This window comes from Planococcus sp. FY231025 (assembly GCF_052078085.1).
In the GTDB taxonomy this organism is placed as follows: domain Bacteria; phylum Bacillota; class Bacilli; order Bacillales_A; family Planococcaceae; genus Planococcus.
In genome coordinates, this window is sequence record NZ_JBQJJG010000010.1 from 42,138 (window position 1) to 57,785 (window position 15,648).

A 15,648-nucleotide genomic window follows, 5' to 3' on the forward strand; every position below is an offset into this window, starting at 1 on the left:
CAGGCGATTTAATCTACATTAAACTTTGGTTACGGCGATAGCCAGAATAAAGAATAAGGCAGCAAGTACAATCGTTACCCGGTGCAGGACCAAGTCCAGCCCACGAGCTTTTTGCTTGCCGAAAAGTTGCTCAGCTCCACCGGAGATGGCTCCTGAAAGACCTGCACTTTTTCCTGATTGCAATAATACAACGACGATTAAAGCGAGCGATACGATGACAAGTAATGTCATTAACAACGTATGCATAAATTCCACCTCCTGAAAAGAACTTCCACAACAAGAACTAGTTTACCAAATTCTAAGAAATATGACAATAGCAATAGAAGAAACCCTTTGCTTCGCCTTTATTTCTTCAAGTTATAGAAAGTTTTGAGGCCTAAATACTTCGCCGTATCATTCAATTGGTCTTCAATGCGCAGCAACTGGTTGTATTTCGCTACACGGTCCGTACGCGACGGAGCCCCTGTTTTGATTTGGCCAGCGTTTGTCGCTACTGCGATGTCAGCAATCGTTACGTCTTCCGACTCGCCTGAACGGTGGCTGATGACCGCTGTGTAGCCCGCGCGTTTCGCCATTTCAATCGCATCGAATGTTTCTGTCAATGTACCGATCTGGTTGACTTTGATCAAGATTGAGTTGCCGACGCCCTGCTCGATGCCTTGCGCCAATTTCTTCGTGTTCGTAACGAACAAATCATCTCCGACCAATTGGACACGGTCGCCGATGCGTTCAGTCAGCAATTTATGGCCTTCCCAGTCGTTTTCATCCAAGCCGTCTTCGATTGAGATGATCGGGTATTTATTGGCAAGTTCTTCGTACCAGTCAACCATTTCGGCTGATGTTTTCACTGTATTGTCGCCAGGCAAGTTGTAGACGCCTTTTTCTTTGTCGTATAGCTCAGACGATGCAACGTCCATCGCAAGCAATACATCTTCGCCCGCTTTATAGCCTGCTTTTTCAATTGCTTCCATGATTGTTGTCAGTGCTTCTTCGTTTGAACCGAGGTTCGGAGCGAAGCCGCCTTCGTCGCCGACAGAAGTGTTATAGCCTTTTTCTTTCAAGACGCTCTTCAGGTTATGGAAGATTTCTGCGCCCATGCGGAGTGCATGGCGGAACGTTTCAGCTCCGACCGGCATCACCATGAATTCCTGGATGTCGACATTGTTGTCGGCGTGTTCGCCGCCGTTCAGAATGTTCATCATCGGAACCGGCAATTGCTTGGCATTGAATCCGCCCAAGTATTGGTAAAGCGGTACGTCCAAATAATCCGCCGCTGCATGCGCAACCGCCATGGAAACGCCAAGGATCGCATTTGCGCCCAGACGGCCTTTGTTTTCCGTGCCGTCCAGTTCGATCAGCGCCTGGTCGATCGAGACTTGGTCGAGAACCGAGAAATTCTCTTCAATTTCAGCAGAAATTTCGTTGTTGACGAAATCTACAGCTTTTAAAACGCCTTTTCCAAGGTAACGGCTTTTATCGCCATCACGCAGTTCAACCGCCTCGTGCTCTCCTGTAGATGCGCCGGATGGCACGATTGCGCGCCCGAAAGCGCCGCTTTCAGTGAATACTTCCACTTCGATGGTTGGATTTCCGCGTGAATCAAGTACTTCGCGTGCTAGAATGTCGGTAATGATTGGCATTAAAAACAGCTCCCTTAGTTTAGAATAATGGTTTTCCGGTCATTTCTGCCGGTTGTTCAACGTTCAGCAATTTCAATACAGTCGGCGCCAGATCAGCAAGGATGCCGTCGTTCCGCAAGACGACGCCGTGCTTTGTCACAATGAGCGGCACCTGATTGGTCGTATGCGCCGTCATCGGCTTTCCTTCAAGCGTCGTCACTTCGTCGGCATTGCCGTGGTCGGCTGTGATGATGGCCGTGCCGCCTTTTTCATGAAGTGCTTCGACAATGCGGCCGAGGCATTCATCGACCACTTCAATGGCTTCGATGGTCGGCTGCAGCATGCCGCTGTGGCCGACCATGTCCGGATTGGCGAAGTTCAAGATGATGGCATCGAACGCCTCCTCCTTGATTTCCTGCACAAGGCGGCCGGTCACTTCATATGCGCTCATCTCCGGCTGCAAATCGTATGTCGCGACTTTCGGCGAATCCACCAGAATGCGCTGTTCGCCCGGGAAAACATCTTCCCGCCCGCCGCTCATGAAGAACGTGACATGCGGATATTTTTCCGTTTCGGCGATGCGCAGCTGGCGCAGGCCATTTTCCGACAGTACCTCGCCGATGGTATTTTCAAGATTCAATGTATCAAATGCCACGCGCGTCGGCAAGTCGTCGCTGTAGCTCGTAAACGTAACGAAGACGAGATCTTCGGGTTTTGTGCCGCCTTGCGGGAAGCCTTCGAAATCTTCCCGTACAAAAGCTGAAGTCAGCTGGATCGCTCGGTCCGGCCGGAAGTTGAAAAAGATGATAGAATCGCCGGATTTGATTGTTGCAATCGGCAAACCGTTCTCGGTGACCGCAAACGGCACGACGAACTCATCATCTGTCCCCACTTCATAGGAACGCAATACGCCCTCAGCGGCCGTATCAGCGGTTCCGCCGACGCCGTCCACCAGCACCCGATATGCAAGTTCCACCCGCTCCCAGCGGTTGTCCCGGTCCATCGCGTAATAGCGTCCGCTGATCGAAGCGAATTTCCCGATTCCAATTTCTTCCATTCTCCGTTCAGTTTCTTCAATATACCCCACAGCGGTCTGTGGGCCTACATCCCGGCCGTCAAGGAATCCGTGGACATAAACTTCTGTCAGCCCTTGCTGTTTCGCCAGTTCGAGCAAGGCGAAAAGATGCTCATAATGGCTGTGGACGCCCCCGTCAGAGAGCAGACCCATCAGATGGAGCGCAGTGCCTTTTGTCTTGGCATTCGCGATAGCCTCCAGGAAAGCGGGATTTTGAAAGAAATCGCCGTCCTTGATGGATTTATGGATGCGCGTCAGGTTCTGGTAGACAACCCGCCCTGCGCCGATATTCAAATGGCCCACTTCGGAGTTGCCCATCTGCCCTTCAGGCAAGCCGACCGCTTCGCCGGAAGCGGTCAGAAGCTCGTGGGGATAGGTAGCCCATAATCGGTCGAAATTCGGTTTTTTTGCTTGAGCGACTGCATTCCCGTAGCTTTCAGCCCGGAAGCCGAAGCCGTCGAGAATGATTAGCGCTACTGGATTTTCAGTATTATGCATGCAATCCCGCCTCTAATAGTTTGACAAAAGATTCCGTTTCCAGGCTCGCTCCGCCGACCAACGCGCCGTCGATATGCTCCATTCCAAGCAATTCTTCGATGTTCGCCGGTTTGACGCTGCCGCCGTATTGGATCCGGATTTGCTGTGCTGTTTCATCGTTATACAAAGCTGCTACTTTTTTGCGGATAATGCCGCATACTTCGTTGGCATCTTCGGCCGTCGCCGTTTTTCCGGTGCCGATTGCCCAGATCGGTTCGTATGCGATCACTGTTTTTGCCGCCTGCTCTTCCGTTAAGCCTTTCAGCCCTTCTGCTACCTGGTTTTCAACGATGCTGCCGGTTGAACCGCTTTCGCGCTGTTCAAGCGTTTCTCCGACGCACATGATCGGTGTCAGTCCGAACTCAAATGCGGCATGGACTTTTTTATTGACAGAAGCGTCGGTTTCGTTGAAGTACTGGCGGCGCTCTGAATGGCCGATGATCACATAAGGGATGCCAAGGTCGGCCAATTGGGCCGGACTGATTTCACCTGTGAACGCGCCTTCTTTCTCTTCATGCATCGTCTGGGCTCCGATTTGGAGCGTGCTGCCTTCCGCTGAAGCTTGGAGCTGCTGCAAAAAGAGTGCAGGCGCACAAATGACGGAATCCACTTTGTTTTCATCCGGCGCCAGCCCTTTGACTTCTTCAACAAATTCTTTTGCTTCAGTAAAAGTTTTGTACATTTTCCAGTTTCCCGCAATAATAGGTTTTCTCAACAAAACCACTCCTTCTTATTTATCGGTTAAAGCCGAAACGCCTGGGAGGTCCTTGCCTTCCATAAACTCGAGTGAAGCGCCGCCGCCCGTAGAGATATGGTCCATTTTATCAGCTACGTTGAATTTCTCCACAGCCGCCGCAGAGTCTCCTCCGCCGATAATCGTGTACGCTTGGGTTTCTGCCATCGCCTGAGCGACGGATTTCGTGCCATTTTCAAAGGAGCTCATTTCGAACACGCCCATAGGTCCGTTCCAGATGACCAGCTTCGAATTTTTGATGACCTCCGCATAGGTTTTAGCGGTTTCCGGTCCGATATCGAGACCCATCCAGTCAGAAGGGATTTCCGAAATCCCGACAACTTTCGTTTCTCCTTCGTTAGAAAATTCCTTCGCAACCACTACATCAATCGGCATGTATAATTTGACGCCTTTTTCCTTCGCTTTTTCAATGAAGGATTTTGCGAGGTCGATCTTGTCTTCTTCCAACAGCGAGTTTCCGACTTCATGGCCTTCCGCTTTACTGAATGTATAAGACAAGCCCCCGCCGATGATCAGGTTATCAACTTTATCCAAAAGATGGTCGATGACGCCGATCTTGTCTTTCACTTTCGCGCCGCCGATGATTGCTGTGAACGGGCGATCCGGTTCGGATAGCGCTTTCCCGAGAACGTCCAATTCTTTTTCCAGCAGCAGGCCGGACACCGCTGTCAGATGCTCTGCGATGCCAGCTGTTGACGCGTGCGCACGGTGCGCGGCTCCGAATGCATCATTGACGAACACGTCAGCGAGTGCCGCAAATGCTTTTGCCAGCTCCGGATCGTTCTTTTCTTCGCCCGGGTGGAAACGGACATTCTCGAGGAGGATAACGTCGCCGTCATTCATTTCGGCAATTTCCTGTTCCACTTCTTCCCCGATGGATTCATCGAGGCTCTTCACTTCTTTATGTAATAATTCGCTTAACCTGGCTCCAGCCGGCGCCAGCCTCATGTCTTCATTGACTGCGCCTTTTGGGCGCCCTAAATGACTTGCCAAAATAACTTTTGCCCCGTTTCCGATCAGGTATTCGATCGTCGGGACAGCTGCGCGGATCCGCGTGTCGTCTGTTACGTTCCCTTCAGACATCGGCACATTGAAATCCACTCGGCAAAATACGCGTTTCCCTTTTAAATCCACGTCTTTCATGGTCATTTTCTTCATCATGAAAACATCCTCCCGTTCATCTAAAAAAATAAGGGGTGGGGTAAATTCCCCACCCCTTTTACCCTCTTTCATTATAGAGGTTCAACGGTAATTAAGCTATGATTTTGGGATTACAAACCCTTTTTGTACATGTGCATTGCAATGTCGATGCATCGTGCAGAATAACCGGATTCGTTATCATACCATGCAAGAACTTTTACCATGTTGCCGCCAAGTTCCATCGTGGACAACAAGTCGACAGTGGATGAAGCAGTGACGCCGTTGTAATCGCGCGAAACCAATGGAAGCTCGCTATAGCTCAAGAAAGCATTTTCGTCTTTATCGATTGCTTCTTTCAAAGCGTTGTTCACATCTTCTTTCGTTACATCCGTTTCAAGTTCTGCAACCAAATCAATCAGTGATACGTTTGGCGTTGGAACGCGGATTGCCATACCGTCCAATTTGCCGACCAATTCCGGCAATACTTTTGTAACGGCAACTGCTGCCCCTGTTGTTGTCGGAATCATGGATTCTGCAGCAGCACGTGCACGGCGGAAATCTTTATGCGGTGAATCCAAAAGAATCTGGTCGTTTGTATATGAGTGGATTGTCGTCATCATCGCTTTTTTGATGCCGAAACGGTCGTTCAGGATTTTAGAGATGCCTGCAAGGCCGTTTGTTGTGCAAGATGCGTTTGAAATGACATCGTCTTCTTCAGGGTTATAGCTTTCATGGTTAACGCCCATGACAAGTGTTTTCATGTTCTTGCCGGGTGCCGAAACGATGACTTTTTTCGCGCCAGCTTGGATGTGTTTTTTCGCATCGTCGGCATTTGTGAAGAATCCTGTAGACTCGATCACGATATCGATGTTGTTTTCAGCCCATGGAAGGTTTGCTGGATCTTTTTCAGAGTAAACATGGATTTTCTTGCCGTTAACGACCAAATCATTGCCGTCAGCTGAAACTTCTGCATCCAAAATTCCGTGGATGGAATCATATTTCAAAAGGTGGGCAAGCATTTTCGCGTCCGTCAAATCGTTTACTGCCACTACTTCCACTTCTTCGTTTGCCAATGCCTGGCGGAAAACGATGCGTCCAATGCGTCCGAATCCGTTAATTGCTAATTTTAAAGTCATTTAGTATTCCTCCAAATTTTGTATTTGTTCAATTATTTCTCTGGCAGCACCTTCATCGGTGACCAGGACTGTTTGAGGCGATGCAACTTTGCAATAAGAAAGGATGGCTTTCGCCTTTGAATGCCCACCGGCTACCGCCAGTATATAAGAGGCATTTTTGACCTGCTCCAATTGGATTCCCGCTGTACGGATGCGGTAAACAATATTTCCTTCTTTGTCAAAGTAATAGCCGAACGCTTCGCTTACGGCGCCGCCGGAACGGATGCGTTCCACTTCTTCAGTGGAGGATTTCCGCTGCAGCGCAATTTCCTCTGCATTGCCGATTCCATGGACGACGACATCAACCTTGCTGTAAAGGTCCATCATTTCCATGATCACCGGTTCCCGCATCATCATCTCGAACGCTTCTGCGCTTAGATGGTCCGGCAAGTACAGCGTTTTGACAGAGCCGCCGGTCTGGGCGGCAAAGGCAGAAGCAATCGTGTTGGCCTGGTGAAGTACGTCCTCGCCCAGGCCGCCTCGGGCAGCGATAAACTGAAGGGCCGGGTCGTTCCTGTCGAATGCCAATTCTTTTGAAATGGCGGCCATCGTGCTGCCGCCGGTTACAGCGATTTTCTTGGAATGGGCGAACCGGGTTTCGAGCAGCCTTGCAGCCTCTTTGCCGATTGTTGTTTTAACCGCCGGGATTTCATCGCTGTCCTGCGGCACAATCAGCACCCTGGAAATTCCCAAAATGGCTTTCAGCTGTTTCTCCAGATCGGATAAACCTGAAACCTCACGCATAAATTCCTTTAAACTTTCGAGCACCAGCTCGCCTTGGGCGGAAATCACCATACCGGCTGATTTCGCCTCAATAAGCTGCTGGCCGCGAAGCAAATCGGTTTCTTTGCGTGCTTCCCTTTCCGTAATGCCAGCCAGTTCACTAAGCGTGCGCCTGCCAATCGGCTGTTCCATCCCTATCGTCTGCAATATCTGATAGCGTTTTTTCAGGAGGTCGGTCATTTCCGGTACAAGCATCTTTTGTGCTTCCGTTAATGGATCCATTTTTTCACTCCTTTATAGCTGGACGTTTTTTGTCCCACTATGTATATTAATGTCCCACTACCCTCATAATAGCCAATTGACCGAATAAATGCAAATAAAAAGAAGCGTTAGAGTTCCAACGCTTCCAAAAGTTCGATATAGCCGATATTTCCATAGATGACGGTCTTGCCGTCTTTTTCAACGACCGGGATCATGAGCATGTATTTTTCATGGAGCGCCTCGTCGCTTTCGATGTCCACTTCCGTTACATCGAGTTCGAAATCCTCCTGGACCAATTGAAGCATCAGCCGCGCTTCTTCACATAGAGGGCAGTTTGCCCGGGTATAAAAAGTGATCATGCCATCCCTGCTTTCCATTTTTATGATTAAGAAATGATGCATTTTCTTCCGTAAATAATAAAAGCCGACGCCCCTTCCGCAGATGCGAAAAAGGAATCGGCTTAGCTGTTAAAAATGCCCTCGGAGAGAATCGAACTCCCATTTCAAGAACCGGAATCTTGCGTGTGATCCATTACACTACGAGGGCGAATCACCTATTAGCGACTTTTCTATTATATACAGATATAATATTTTTATCAAGCCTGTTTTTTCAATTCGTTAAATTTGACCTTCATTGACCATGATGTGTATGATATTAGTACAGCTGAAGACCTTTCAGCATGAATAAGAAAACATATACCCGAGGAGGAAATGTACTATGAACTTAATTCCTACAGTTATTGAACAAACAAGCAGAGGCGAACGCGCATATGACATTTACTCGCGCTTGCTCAAAGACCGCGTTATCATGCTCGGCAGCGGCATCGACGACAATGTTGCGAATTCAATCGTAGCTCAGTTGCTATTCCTGGAAGCTGAAGATCCGGAAAAAGATATTTCCATCTACATCAACAGCCCGGGCGGCAGCATCACAGCCGGTATGGCAATCTACGACGTTATGCAATTCATCAAACCGGACGTACAGACCGTCTGCGTAGGTATGGCAGCTTCAATGGGCGCCTTCCTTTTGGCAGCCGGCACGAAAGGCAAACGCTATGCGCTTCCGAACGCGGAAGTCATGATCCACCAGCCGCTGGGCGGCGCACAAGGCCAAGCGACTGAAATCGAGATCGCAGCAAAACGCATCTTGTTCCTTCGCGAGAAATTGAACACGATCCTGTCAGAACGTACAGGCCAGCCTTTGGAAGTCATTTCGAAAGATACGGACCGCGACAACTTCATGACTGCCGATCGCGCGCTTGAATACGGCTTGATCGATCAGATCATCACACGCAGCAAAATGCCTGAACACGTAAAAGAAGATATCTAAATACCAAGAGCCTGCAGCTCACGCTGCAGGCTTTTTATATTGGAAAAACTCATTAGACACCGATGTTTTTTTCTAGGCCTACAGCCTGAAAAGAAAGATTTGAGATGTAGAAGCCCGACCGGGCTGGAGCGTCACTTGTATTTAATCGATGACGCAGGAGAAATAGATTCAACACAAACTCGCTAAGTCCAAACCATTGGCTTCAGGATCCGGAACGGAAGGCGGCAAGTGCAAACATTATGCTCCTGCAGTGCTTCGCACTTCGTCGCAAAGCCAATGACCGAACTGCCTTCGGCCATTGGCTTTCCTGCGGGATAGCGAAGTGCCGAAATCCACTCGGACGCCAGTCCGAGTTAGTTTGGCGCAAGCCCGCGGAAAGCGTCCGCCTGAAGTGGAGGATCCGGTACAGCTTCTCTTAAATGACTGGTGATTCTTTAAGAACAAAAAATATTCTTTTGTTTAAAAGCTCGAAAGGTCCGCAGCTTCCGCTGCGGACCTTCTTACGCTTCTTTATCGATTAGGGAAGATAACGCTTCCACTGCAGACTCTTCGTCTGAACCGTCTGCTGAAATGATGACGGATGTGCCTTTGCTGATTGCCAGGCTCATGATTCCCATGATGCTTTTGGCGTTGACCTTTTTAGAGTCCTTCTCCAAATACACATCTGCATTGTAGCGATTCGCTTCTTGCACAAACAATGCTGCCTGCCTTGCCTGCAAACCTGATTTCAACTGGACTTCCACTTGTTTTTCAACCATACTGCTCCTCCTCTGAACCGAACTGAATCTAATATATATGAAAGATTGGCCTTTGGCTACCGGCCAATCATTTCTCCTTTTCTCAATTGCTCTGCAATCTCATCGATTTTCCGCAGCCGGTGGTTCACACCGGACTTGCTGACGTTCCCGGCAGACACCATTTCGCCGAGCTCTTTCAAGGTTACGTCCTGGTATTCTACGCGCAGCCTTGCGATTTCCCGCAAGCGCTCCGGAAGCTGATCGATGCCGATCACAGAATCGATAAAGCGGATGTTTTCCACTTGGCGCAAGGCCGCATCTATGGTTTTATTGAGATTTGCCGTCTCGCAATTGACGAGCCGGTTGACGCTATTGCGCATATCCCGGATGATCCGGACATCTTCGAATTTCAACAACGCCGAATGGGCGCCCGTAATGCCAAGGAAATCCGCAATCTTTTCCGCTTCCTTCAAATAAGTGACAAACCCTTTTTTGCGTTCAATCGTCTTGCCGTTCAAATGGAATTCGTTCATCAACTCCACCAGTGAATCGGCATGGTCTTTATAGGACGAATAGATTTCCAGGTGGTAGGAAGACGTTTCCGGGTTGTTGACCGACCCTCCCGCCAAAAAAGCACCGCGCAGGTAAGCGCGTTTGCAGCAATTCTTTTCGATCAGCCCTTTATCGATTTCATGCTGGAATTGGAATCCTTCTGAAATGATCGACAGGTCTTCCAGCACCAATTTGGCGCCTTCCCGGATTCGGCAAATATAGATATTGTTTTTCTTCAACCGCATCTTTTTTCGGACCAGCAATTCGACCGGGTATGCAGGGTAAAAACGTTTTAATAAGGTGTAGATGCGCCGGGCAATCGCAGCGTTTTCTGTCTGGATATCCAGGCTCAGCTGCCGGTTGGAAAAGGACAGTGTCCCATTCATCCGGATCATGGCCGAAAGTTCCGCTTTGCCGCAGCAGTCATCCACTTCAATCTGGGTCATTTCCTTTTTCGTCTCCGAGGCAAAGGACATACCGTTTTCCCCCTTCCCTAGCATCAGAAATAAAGATGCTTCGGATTTTCCTTCATCAGGCCGCCGGCGTATCCAAACAGCCATTCAGCCACTTTGATCGGTTCATGCCGTACGGCTTCTCCGAAAATGCTGGTGATGTCCTGTTTATAGACCGTCAAGCCCATTTCTTCCAATTTTTCTTCGTCACATTCGACAGGCCAGGCCTTCTGTTTTTCATAGCGCTCCGCCACCGTCTTCGGCACTTGGATCTTATCGAGCAGGATGGCATCCAGAAATGGAACGCCGACGTGGTCATAAAGTGCCTGGACATGGTCAGAGGCTGTGTATTTATATGTTTCACCGGCTTGTGTCATCAAATTGCAGATATAGATTTTCTTTGCTTGGGACGCCACAAGCGCTTTTTTGATGTCGCGCACAAGCAGATTGGGCAGAATGCTGGTGTAAAGCGAGCCCGGACCGATGATGATGACGTCCGCTTTGCTGATGGCCGCAATTGTATCCGGCAAGGTCTTGACATCGCCTGGCTCTAGGAATACGCGTTTGATCGGCTGCAAATACGCCGGAATTTTCGATTCTCCGCTGACGATGGTGCCGTCTTCAAATTCTGCATTGAGCGTCACCAGCTGGTTGGCTGCCGGCAACACCGTTCCGTTGACATTTAGCACGCGGCTCATCTCCCGAACAGCATGCGAGAAATCACCTGTGATCTCGGTCAAAGCAGCCAACATCAGATTCCCGAGCGAATGCCCTTCGAGGTCAAGTGATGTTTTGAAACGGTATTGGAACATTTCTGCAACCAGCGGTTCAGCGTCGGACAATGCCGCCATGACATTGCGGATATCGCCCGGAGGCGGAATGTCCAGATCATTGCGCAGCCGTCCGGAACTGCCGCCGTCGTCTGCTACGGTTACCACCGCGGTCAAATCGAGCGGAAATAATTTAAGGCCGCGCAGCAGCGTAGAAAGTCCTGTCCCGCCGCCTATGATCACAATGCGCTTCCGGCCTAAAGTTTCTTCCATGCACTCAGCCCTTTCTTGTTTTGACGTCTCTATGGGTAACGATTGTTTTATAGTTTTCAGCAAGCAATTTTCCGTAGTATTCAGCCAGCGTCACCGAGCGGTGCTGGCCGCCGGTGCAGCCGAAAGCAATGACGAGCTGCGCTTTTCCTTCCCGCTTGTATTGCGGAATCATGAACTCGAAAAGATCGGTGAGCTTTTTGATGAGCGTCTGTGTTTCATTCCATCGCAGCACGTAGCTGGAAACCGGCTCATCAAGCCCGGATTGTGGTTTCAATTCTTCGATGTAATACGGATTCGGCAAAAAACGGACATCGAATACCAGATCCGCATCGATCGGCATGCCGTGCTTGAATCCGAACGACATGACATTGACCGTGAAAACATTGCTGGTTCGTGTGGCAAAATCGGAAGCAATCCGTTCTTTCAGCTGTCTCGGTGTCATCGTAGAGGTGTTGTAGATGTATTTAGCACGCCCTTGCAAATCCATCAGCATATCGCGTTCTTTTTTGATGCCTCCAAGGACAAGCCCGCCTGGAGAAAGGGGATGGGAACGCCGCGACTCTTTGTAGCGGCTGACCAGTGTCTGGTTGTCTGCATCGAGGAAAAGGATGGTGACAGAGACTTTCGGTTCTTGCGACAGGTTGTCGATGGCATCCACCAGGCTGTCGAAGAAATCGCCGCCGCGCAAATCCATTACAGCAGCGACCCGTTTCATCGATTTGCCGGAGTCTCTCATCAATTTGATAAATGTCAATAGCAATGCCGGCGGCAAGTTATCGATGGTGAAAAAGCCTAAGTCTTCAAAGCTCTGAATCGCCACCGTCTTGCCGGCGCCGGACATGCCGGTTATGATGATCAATTCAGTTTCATCGGTATGATTATCCATTCAGGCGGTTCACCTCTTCGGTTGATGTTTGGATCTGTTCTTCGATCAGTTGGAAATCCTCTGTATAGTGGAATGTTCCGTACTGGATGCCTTCCTGCACAGCGGCAAATTGCAGATTCGTCCGGTCCCCTTCAGCCATCGGCAGATATGCCAAGCTGCTGACCGGATGCCATTCGAGCAGCCCTTCACGCGTTTCTTCGAATGGAACCCCTTCTATGCCATGAGCGATAAAAGTGAAAAGCATCCATTCATCGATAATGCGGCCTTCTTCATGGATCATCATTGTGTAGATCCCTTTTAAATGTGTGCCAACCGGTTTGGCGCCTGTTTCTTCGGTAAATTCCCGAATCGCCGCTTCATAGATCGATTCGCCGGACTCCATTTTCCCGCCAGGTGCGACGTACCAGTCGCGGCGGGGTTTTTTCAATAAAAGCATTTGGCCGTTTTGGACCACTAGTAAATTTGCGATTCGCTGCACTGTCGACACTCCGTATCTATTGTAAACTTCTTTCATTATACAACTATCCAGGCGTGTCATGCAAAAAAAGAAAAGCACAGTTTCCCAGTTGCTTGAACTTTTCACACATTCTTCTTTTCAGTCTTTTATTTGGAACGGAATACCGGGTCCTTGTTCAAGACAGATGCAGCCGTGAAATGAAAAGCTTTTATCGGTTTTTTCACAAAAAAAGGCCGTCCTCCGAGTAGCTCGGAAAACGGCCTGTCAAACTTGCTTATAAAAGGGGGTCAATTTACTATTCCTACTATACCCCTGCTTCATGACACTGGTGTTACAAAGGGATTAAAATAGCGTTAAATTACGCTTTTATTTGAAGTTTTTCCGTTAATTCTTCGATATAATGCTGAGCGGCCTGCGCTGCGATGCTTCCGTCGCCTGTCGCTGTGACGACCTGGCGAAGCATTTTATCGCGTACGTCCCCTGCAGCATAAATGCCCGGCACTGCTGTTTCCATATTTTCATTGGTAACAATATAGCCCTGGTCATTCAAGATGCCCAGCGATGCAAATGGCTTCGTCAATGGCAGCATGCCGATATAGATGAAGACGCCGTCCGCATCAAATTCGCGTTCGGTATCGTCTTTTGTTGACACCAGCGTGACGCTGCCGACTTTGCCGTTCTCTTCGTTGATTTCTTTGACGGTATGGCTCCAGATAAAATCGATTTTATCGTTTGCAAAAGCGCGGTCTTGAAGGATCTTCTGCGCACGGAGTTCGTCGCGGCGGTGGACGATGGTCACTTTGTCCGCAAAACGGGTCAAGTAGACGCCTTCTTCAACAGCTGAATCTCCGCCGCCGACGACGACAAGGTTCTTTTGTTTGAAGAATGCTCCGTCACAAACCGCGCAATAGCTGACGCCGCGGCCGCCAAGTTCGTTTTCGCCCGGCACGCCCATTTTTTTATACTCGGCGCCCGTAGTGATGATGATCGAACGTGCTTTGTATTCTTTCGATCCGGCATTGATGGTTTTGTACTCTTCCCCGTCAATGATTTCTTTCACATCGCCATAAGCGTATTCTGCACCGAATTTTTTCGCATGTTCGAACATTTTAGTGGATAGGTCCGGCCCCAGGATATGGTCAAATCCAGGATAGTTCTCGATTTCCTCAGTGTTGGCCATCTGGCCGCCCGGGATTCCCCGCTCCAGCATCAAAGTGGAAAGGTTGGCCCGTGAAGTGTAGACTGCGGCTGTCATGCCTGCAGGTCCGGCTCCGATAATGATTACATCGTAGATTTTCGTCGTTTCAGTCATATTATGGCCTCCTAAATCTCAATAAGTAAATCGTATAAGAATTAAACTTTATGGGCAACTTATTTGCTTATGATTCAAAAAGCGGCAAAAAACGGATCAAGTCGTTGACGTATTTGGTCAGCGTGCCGGGTGATATGCCATACTGCGCGGACACGCTTTTTTTGGTGACTTCCCGGTTCCGGGAAGACTTCACCATATATTGGACTGCGGCCGCCAAAGCGGTCGGGTTCTTGAATTCATAATTATGGCCGAACGCTTTTTCGACCAACATGAACCACATCTGAAAGGCGTAGGATCCTTGTTCCGTCACCATGCCTTCTTCCGCGTACAGGATTTCCGCCGTTTCCATCGCTCTTTTGAATGCCCGCTCTTCAGAGACCTCTTCTTTGAACGGATGGCCGAGTGCATAGCCGAGCATATACGATTCAAGCACAGAAGGCTGGTCCGACTCGAGCCAGTTCGGATGGGAAATGAGCTCTTGTTTGTGTGCGGATTTCCCCAGCAGAAATAAGCCGAAGAGCCGCTCGCTTTTATGGGAATGGTCGAGCTTTCCGACCAGGTAATCCCGGTTATGCTCAAGCGCATCTTCATGCGGCATGACGCCATTGTCTGCCCACGGCTCGTAGCCGCCCTTGCCCGGATCCATGAGAGTCAGCTGCTTCCATGCCTGTTTTGCAATATCTTCATGCCCGGAATGGTAAGCCGCGTGCGATAGCCAGAAATAAAACGCGGGATCGCCGTCAAAACCTCGCTTTTGGAGGCTTCTCAGCCAGCGGTAGGCTTCTTTATATTTGCCGACCAGCGCGAATGTTGCGCCTAGCTTATACCGGTGCTCGAACACATACGGCTGGATTTTTTTCAGCAATGCCAAAATATCTTCCAGTTCATCGTTCTTCTCGTAATAATGGAACACGGCCAGATTGCACAGTGCATGGAGATTCCCTGTATTTCTTCTCAGTACATCGTGAAGCAGCGCCTTTGCCATTTCTGATTCTCCGATATAAAAATAAGCGAGCGCCAAATTGTTATGGGCTCCCCAGAATTCCGGCTTTTCGGCGATCAGGTTCTCCAGCAGTTCGATCGCTTCCGGGAATTTGCCCCCTTCCATCAACCGGCGTGCTTTTTCTTGCTGGTAATAATATTCACTATCCTGCGCTTCCCCTTCATCATCCAAGAGCTGCCAGTCTTCCTGTTCGGCAAAATCGATGATTTCCAGAGCTTCCGCCACGTATTCGCCGTGGGCATCTTTTTCTGTATACCTTTTCGCGTAATTCCGCGCATCCAGGAACATGCCCATATGTGCATAGACTTCTGCAAGAAAAAAAAGCGTCTCCGGTTTTGATGGATCCAGTTCATGCGCGGTCCGAAGAGCTTCCATCGCAGCTTCAAATTCCTGCATTTCCATCTGGACAATGCCGAATTGGACCCAGATATCCGCATCTCCCGGATTCAGTTCAGTGGCCCGCTGCAAATATTTATGGGCTTTCGGGTAGTTCTCCCGCTGCAATTCACGCAGCGCTTTCTTGAAATAGTATTCCCCGGTCGGTAAGAACGACAGGACGTTTTCGTTTGGTTTTCTTTTTTTATTCTCCAAAA

Annotated in this window: 16 protein-coding genes and 1 tRNA gene; 1 reads left to right on the forward strand and 16 read right to left on the reverse strand. The window is 49.3% G+C overall.

Annotated features, from left to right (window positions below; all coding sequences use genetic code 11):
- Positions 1 to 18 precede the first annotated feature (18 nt).
- From secG to ACTL32_RS15530, 9 genes are all read right to left on the reverse strand, one after another.
- Positions 19 to 246 carry a preprotein translocase subunit SecG gene (gene secG / locus ACTL32_RS15490; RefSeq protein WP_008429540.1) on the reverse strand — a complete coding sequence of 76 codons (228 nt, stop codon included), beginning with the start codon at positions 244 to 246 and terminating at the stop codon, positions 19 to 21.
- 98 nt (positions 247 to 344) lie between these two features.
- Positions 345 to 1,640 carry a phosphopyruvate hydratase gene (eno, locus tag ACTL32_RS15495; protein WP_441342329.1) on the reverse strand — a complete coding sequence of 432 codons (1,296 nt, stop codon included), beginning with the start codon at positions 1,638 to 1,640 and terminating at the stop codon, positions 345 to 347.
- 19 nt (positions 1,641 to 1,659) lie between these two features.
- Positions 1,660 to 3,192 carry a 2,3-bisphosphoglycerate-independent phosphoglycerate mutase gene (gene gpmI, locus ACTL32_RS15500; protein WP_441342330.1) on the reverse strand — a complete coding sequence of 511 codons (1,533 nt, stop codon included), beginning with the start codon at positions 3,190 to 3,192 and terminating at the stop codon, positions 1,660 to 1,662.
- Positions 3,185 to 3,946: a triose-phosphate isomerase gene (gene tpiA / locus ACTL32_RS15505; protein ID WP_441342331.1), complete on the reverse strand. Its 762-nt coding sequence runs from the start codon at positions 3,944 to 3,946 to the stop codon at positions 3,185 to 3,187. Before tpiA ends, gpmI begins: the two co-directional genes overlap by 8 nt.
- Before the next feature lie 15 nt (positions 3,947 to 3,961).
- Positions 3,962 to 5,146 (reverse strand): phosphoglycerate kinase, encoded by a 1,185-nt coding sequence (locus tag ACTL32_RS15510; protein WP_441342332.1) that lies wholly within the window; start codon positions 5,144 to 5,146, stop codon positions 3,962 to 3,964.
- A 110-nt stretch (positions 5,147 to 5,256) separates the two neighbouring features.
- Positions 5,257 to 6,261 (reverse strand): type I glyceraldehyde-3-phosphate dehydrogenase, encoded by a 1,005-nt coding sequence (gene gap, locus ACTL32_RS15515; protein ID WP_441342333.1) that lies wholly within the window; start codon positions 6,259 to 6,261, stop codon positions 5,257 to 5,259.
- Positions 6,262 to 7,305, reverse strand: a complete 1,044-nt coding sequence (locus ACTL32_RS15520; protein WP_441342334.1) for a sugar-binding transcriptional regulator — start codon at positions 7,303 to 7,305, stop codon at positions 6,262 to 6,264.
- Between the two features lie 107 nt (positions 7,306 to 7,412).
- Entirely contained in the window at positions 7,413 to 7,643 is a 231-nt protein-coding gene (locus ACTL32_RS15525; RefSeq protein ID WP_441342335.1) for a glutaredoxin family protein, read from the reverse strand.
- 115 nt (positions 7,644 to 7,758) lie between these two features.
- A tRNA-Arg gene (locus ACTL32_RS15530) sits at positions 7,759 to 7,830 on the reverse strand.
- Between the two features lie 171 nt (positions 7,831 to 8,001).
- On the opposite strand from ACTL32_RS15530, the gene clpP reads away from it, so the two are divergent.
- Positions 8,002 to 8,613 carry an ATP-dependent Clp endopeptidase proteolytic subunit ClpP gene (gene clpP, locus ACTL32_RS15535; RefSeq protein ID WP_441342336.1) on the forward strand — a complete coding sequence of 204 codons (612 nt, stop codon included), beginning with the start codon at positions 8,002 to 8,004 and terminating at the stop codon, positions 8,611 to 8,613.
- 500 nt (positions 8,614 to 9,113) lie between these two features.
- Here the strand turns inward: clpP and ACTL32_RS15540 are convergent, their stop codons facing one another.
- The 7 genes from ACTL32_RS15540 to ACTL32_RS15570 form a co-directional block, all read right to left on the reverse strand.
- Entirely contained in the window at positions 9,114 to 9,371 is a 258-nt protein-coding gene (locus ACTL32_RS15540; RefSeq protein ID WP_441342337.1) for an HPr family phosphocarrier protein, read from the reverse strand.
- A gap of 56 nt (positions 9,372 to 9,427) precedes the next feature.
- On the reverse strand, positions 9,428 to 10,378 hold the full coding sequence (whiA, locus tag ACTL32_RS15545; RefSeq protein ID WP_204893038.1) for a DNA-binding protein WhiA: 951 nt from the start codon (positions 10,376 to 10,378) through the stop codon (positions 9,428 to 9,430).
- A gap of 23 nt (positions 10,379 to 10,401) precedes the next feature.
- The gene (locus tag ACTL32_RS15550; protein ID WP_441342338.1) at positions 10,402 to 11,397 is read right to left on the reverse strand and encodes a gluconeogenesis factor YvcK family protein; all 996 of its coding nucleotides are present in this window, start codon (positions 11,395 to 11,397) and stop codon (positions 10,402 to 10,404) included.
- Positions 11,398 to 11,401: 4 nt separating this feature from the next.
- Positions 11,402 to 12,283, reverse strand: coding sequence for an RNase adapter RapZ (gene rapZ / locus ACTL32_RS15555; RefSeq protein WP_204893036.1), 882 nt, complete (start codon positions 12,281 to 12,283; stop codon positions 11,402 to 11,404).
- Complete coding sequence (locus ACTL32_RS15560; RefSeq protein ID WP_204893129.1) at positions 12,276 to 12,761, reverse strand: NUDIX domain-containing protein; 486 nt, start codon at positions 12,759 to 12,761, stop codon at positions 12,276 to 12,278. The genes rapZ and ACTL32_RS15560 overlap by 8 nt, the downstream gene beginning before the upstream one ends.
- Before the next feature lie 337 nt (positions 12,762 to 13,098).
- A complete protein-coding gene (gene trxB, locus ACTL32_RS15565; RefSeq protein ID WP_441342339.1) occupies positions 13,099 to 14,052 on the reverse strand; it encodes a thioredoxin-disulfide reductase in 954 nt (317 codons plus the stop codon).
- Between the two features lie 67 nt (positions 14,053 to 14,119).
- Positions 14,120 to 15,646, reverse strand: coding sequence for a tetratricopeptide repeat protein (locus ACTL32_RS15570; RefSeq protein ID WP_441342340.1), 1,527 nt, complete (start codon positions 15,644 to 15,646; stop codon positions 14,120 to 14,122).
- Between the last annotated feature and the right edge of the window lie 2 nt (positions 15,647 to 15,648).

Excerpts from the sequence above, each read along its gene's own strand:
- secG (WP_008429540.1), bottom strand. The coding sequence starts at position 246 with ATGCATACGTTGTTAATGACATTACTTGTCATCGTATCGCTCGCTTTA.
- eno (WP_441342329.1), bottom strand. The coding sequence starts at position 1,640 with ATGCCAATCATTACCGACATTCTAGCACGCGAAGTACTTGATTCACGC.
- gpmI (WP_441342330.1), bottom strand. The coding sequence starts at position 3,192 with ATGCATAATACTGAAAATCCAGTAGCGCTAATCATTCTCGACGGCTTC.
- ACTL32_RS15510 (WP_441342332.1), bottom strand. The coding sequence starts at position 5,146 with ATGATGAAGAAAATGACCATGAAAGACGTGGATTTAAAAGGGAAACGC.
- gap (WP_441342333.1), bottom strand. The coding sequence starts at position 6,261 with ATGACTTTAAAATTAGCAATTAACGGATTCGGACGCATTGGACGCATC.
- ACTL32_RS15520 (WP_441342334.1), bottom strand. The coding sequence starts at position 7,305 with ATGGATCCATTAACGGAAGCACAAAAGATGCTTGTACCGGAAATGACC.
- ACTL32_RS15525 (WP_441342335.1), bottom strand. The coding sequence starts at position 7,643 with ATGATCACTTTTTATACCCGGGCAAACTGCCCTCTATGTGAAGAAGCG.
- clpP (WP_441342336.1), top strand. The coding sequence starts at position 8,002 with ATGAACTTAATTCCTACAGTTATTGAACAAACAAGCAGAGGCGAACGC.
- ACTL32_RS15540 (WP_441342337.1), bottom strand. The coding sequence starts at position 9,371 with ATGGTTGAAAAACAAGTGGAAGTCCAGTTGAAATCAGGTTTGCAGGCA.
- whiA (WP_204893038.1), bottom strand. The coding sequence starts at position 10,378 with ATGTCCTTTGCCTCGGAGACGAAAAAGGAAATGACCCAGATTGAAGTG.
- ACTL32_RS15550 (WP_441342338.1), bottom strand. The coding sequence starts at position 11,397 with ATGGAAGAAACTTTAGGCCGGAAGCGCATTGTGATCATAGGCGGCGGG.
- rapZ (WP_204893036.1), bottom strand. The coding sequence starts at position 12,283 with ATGGATAATCATACCGATGAAACTGAATTGATCATCATAACCGGCATG.
- trxB (WP_441342339.1), bottom strand. The coding sequence starts at position 14,052 with ATGACTGAAACGACGAAAATCTACGATGTAATCATTATCGGAGCCGGA.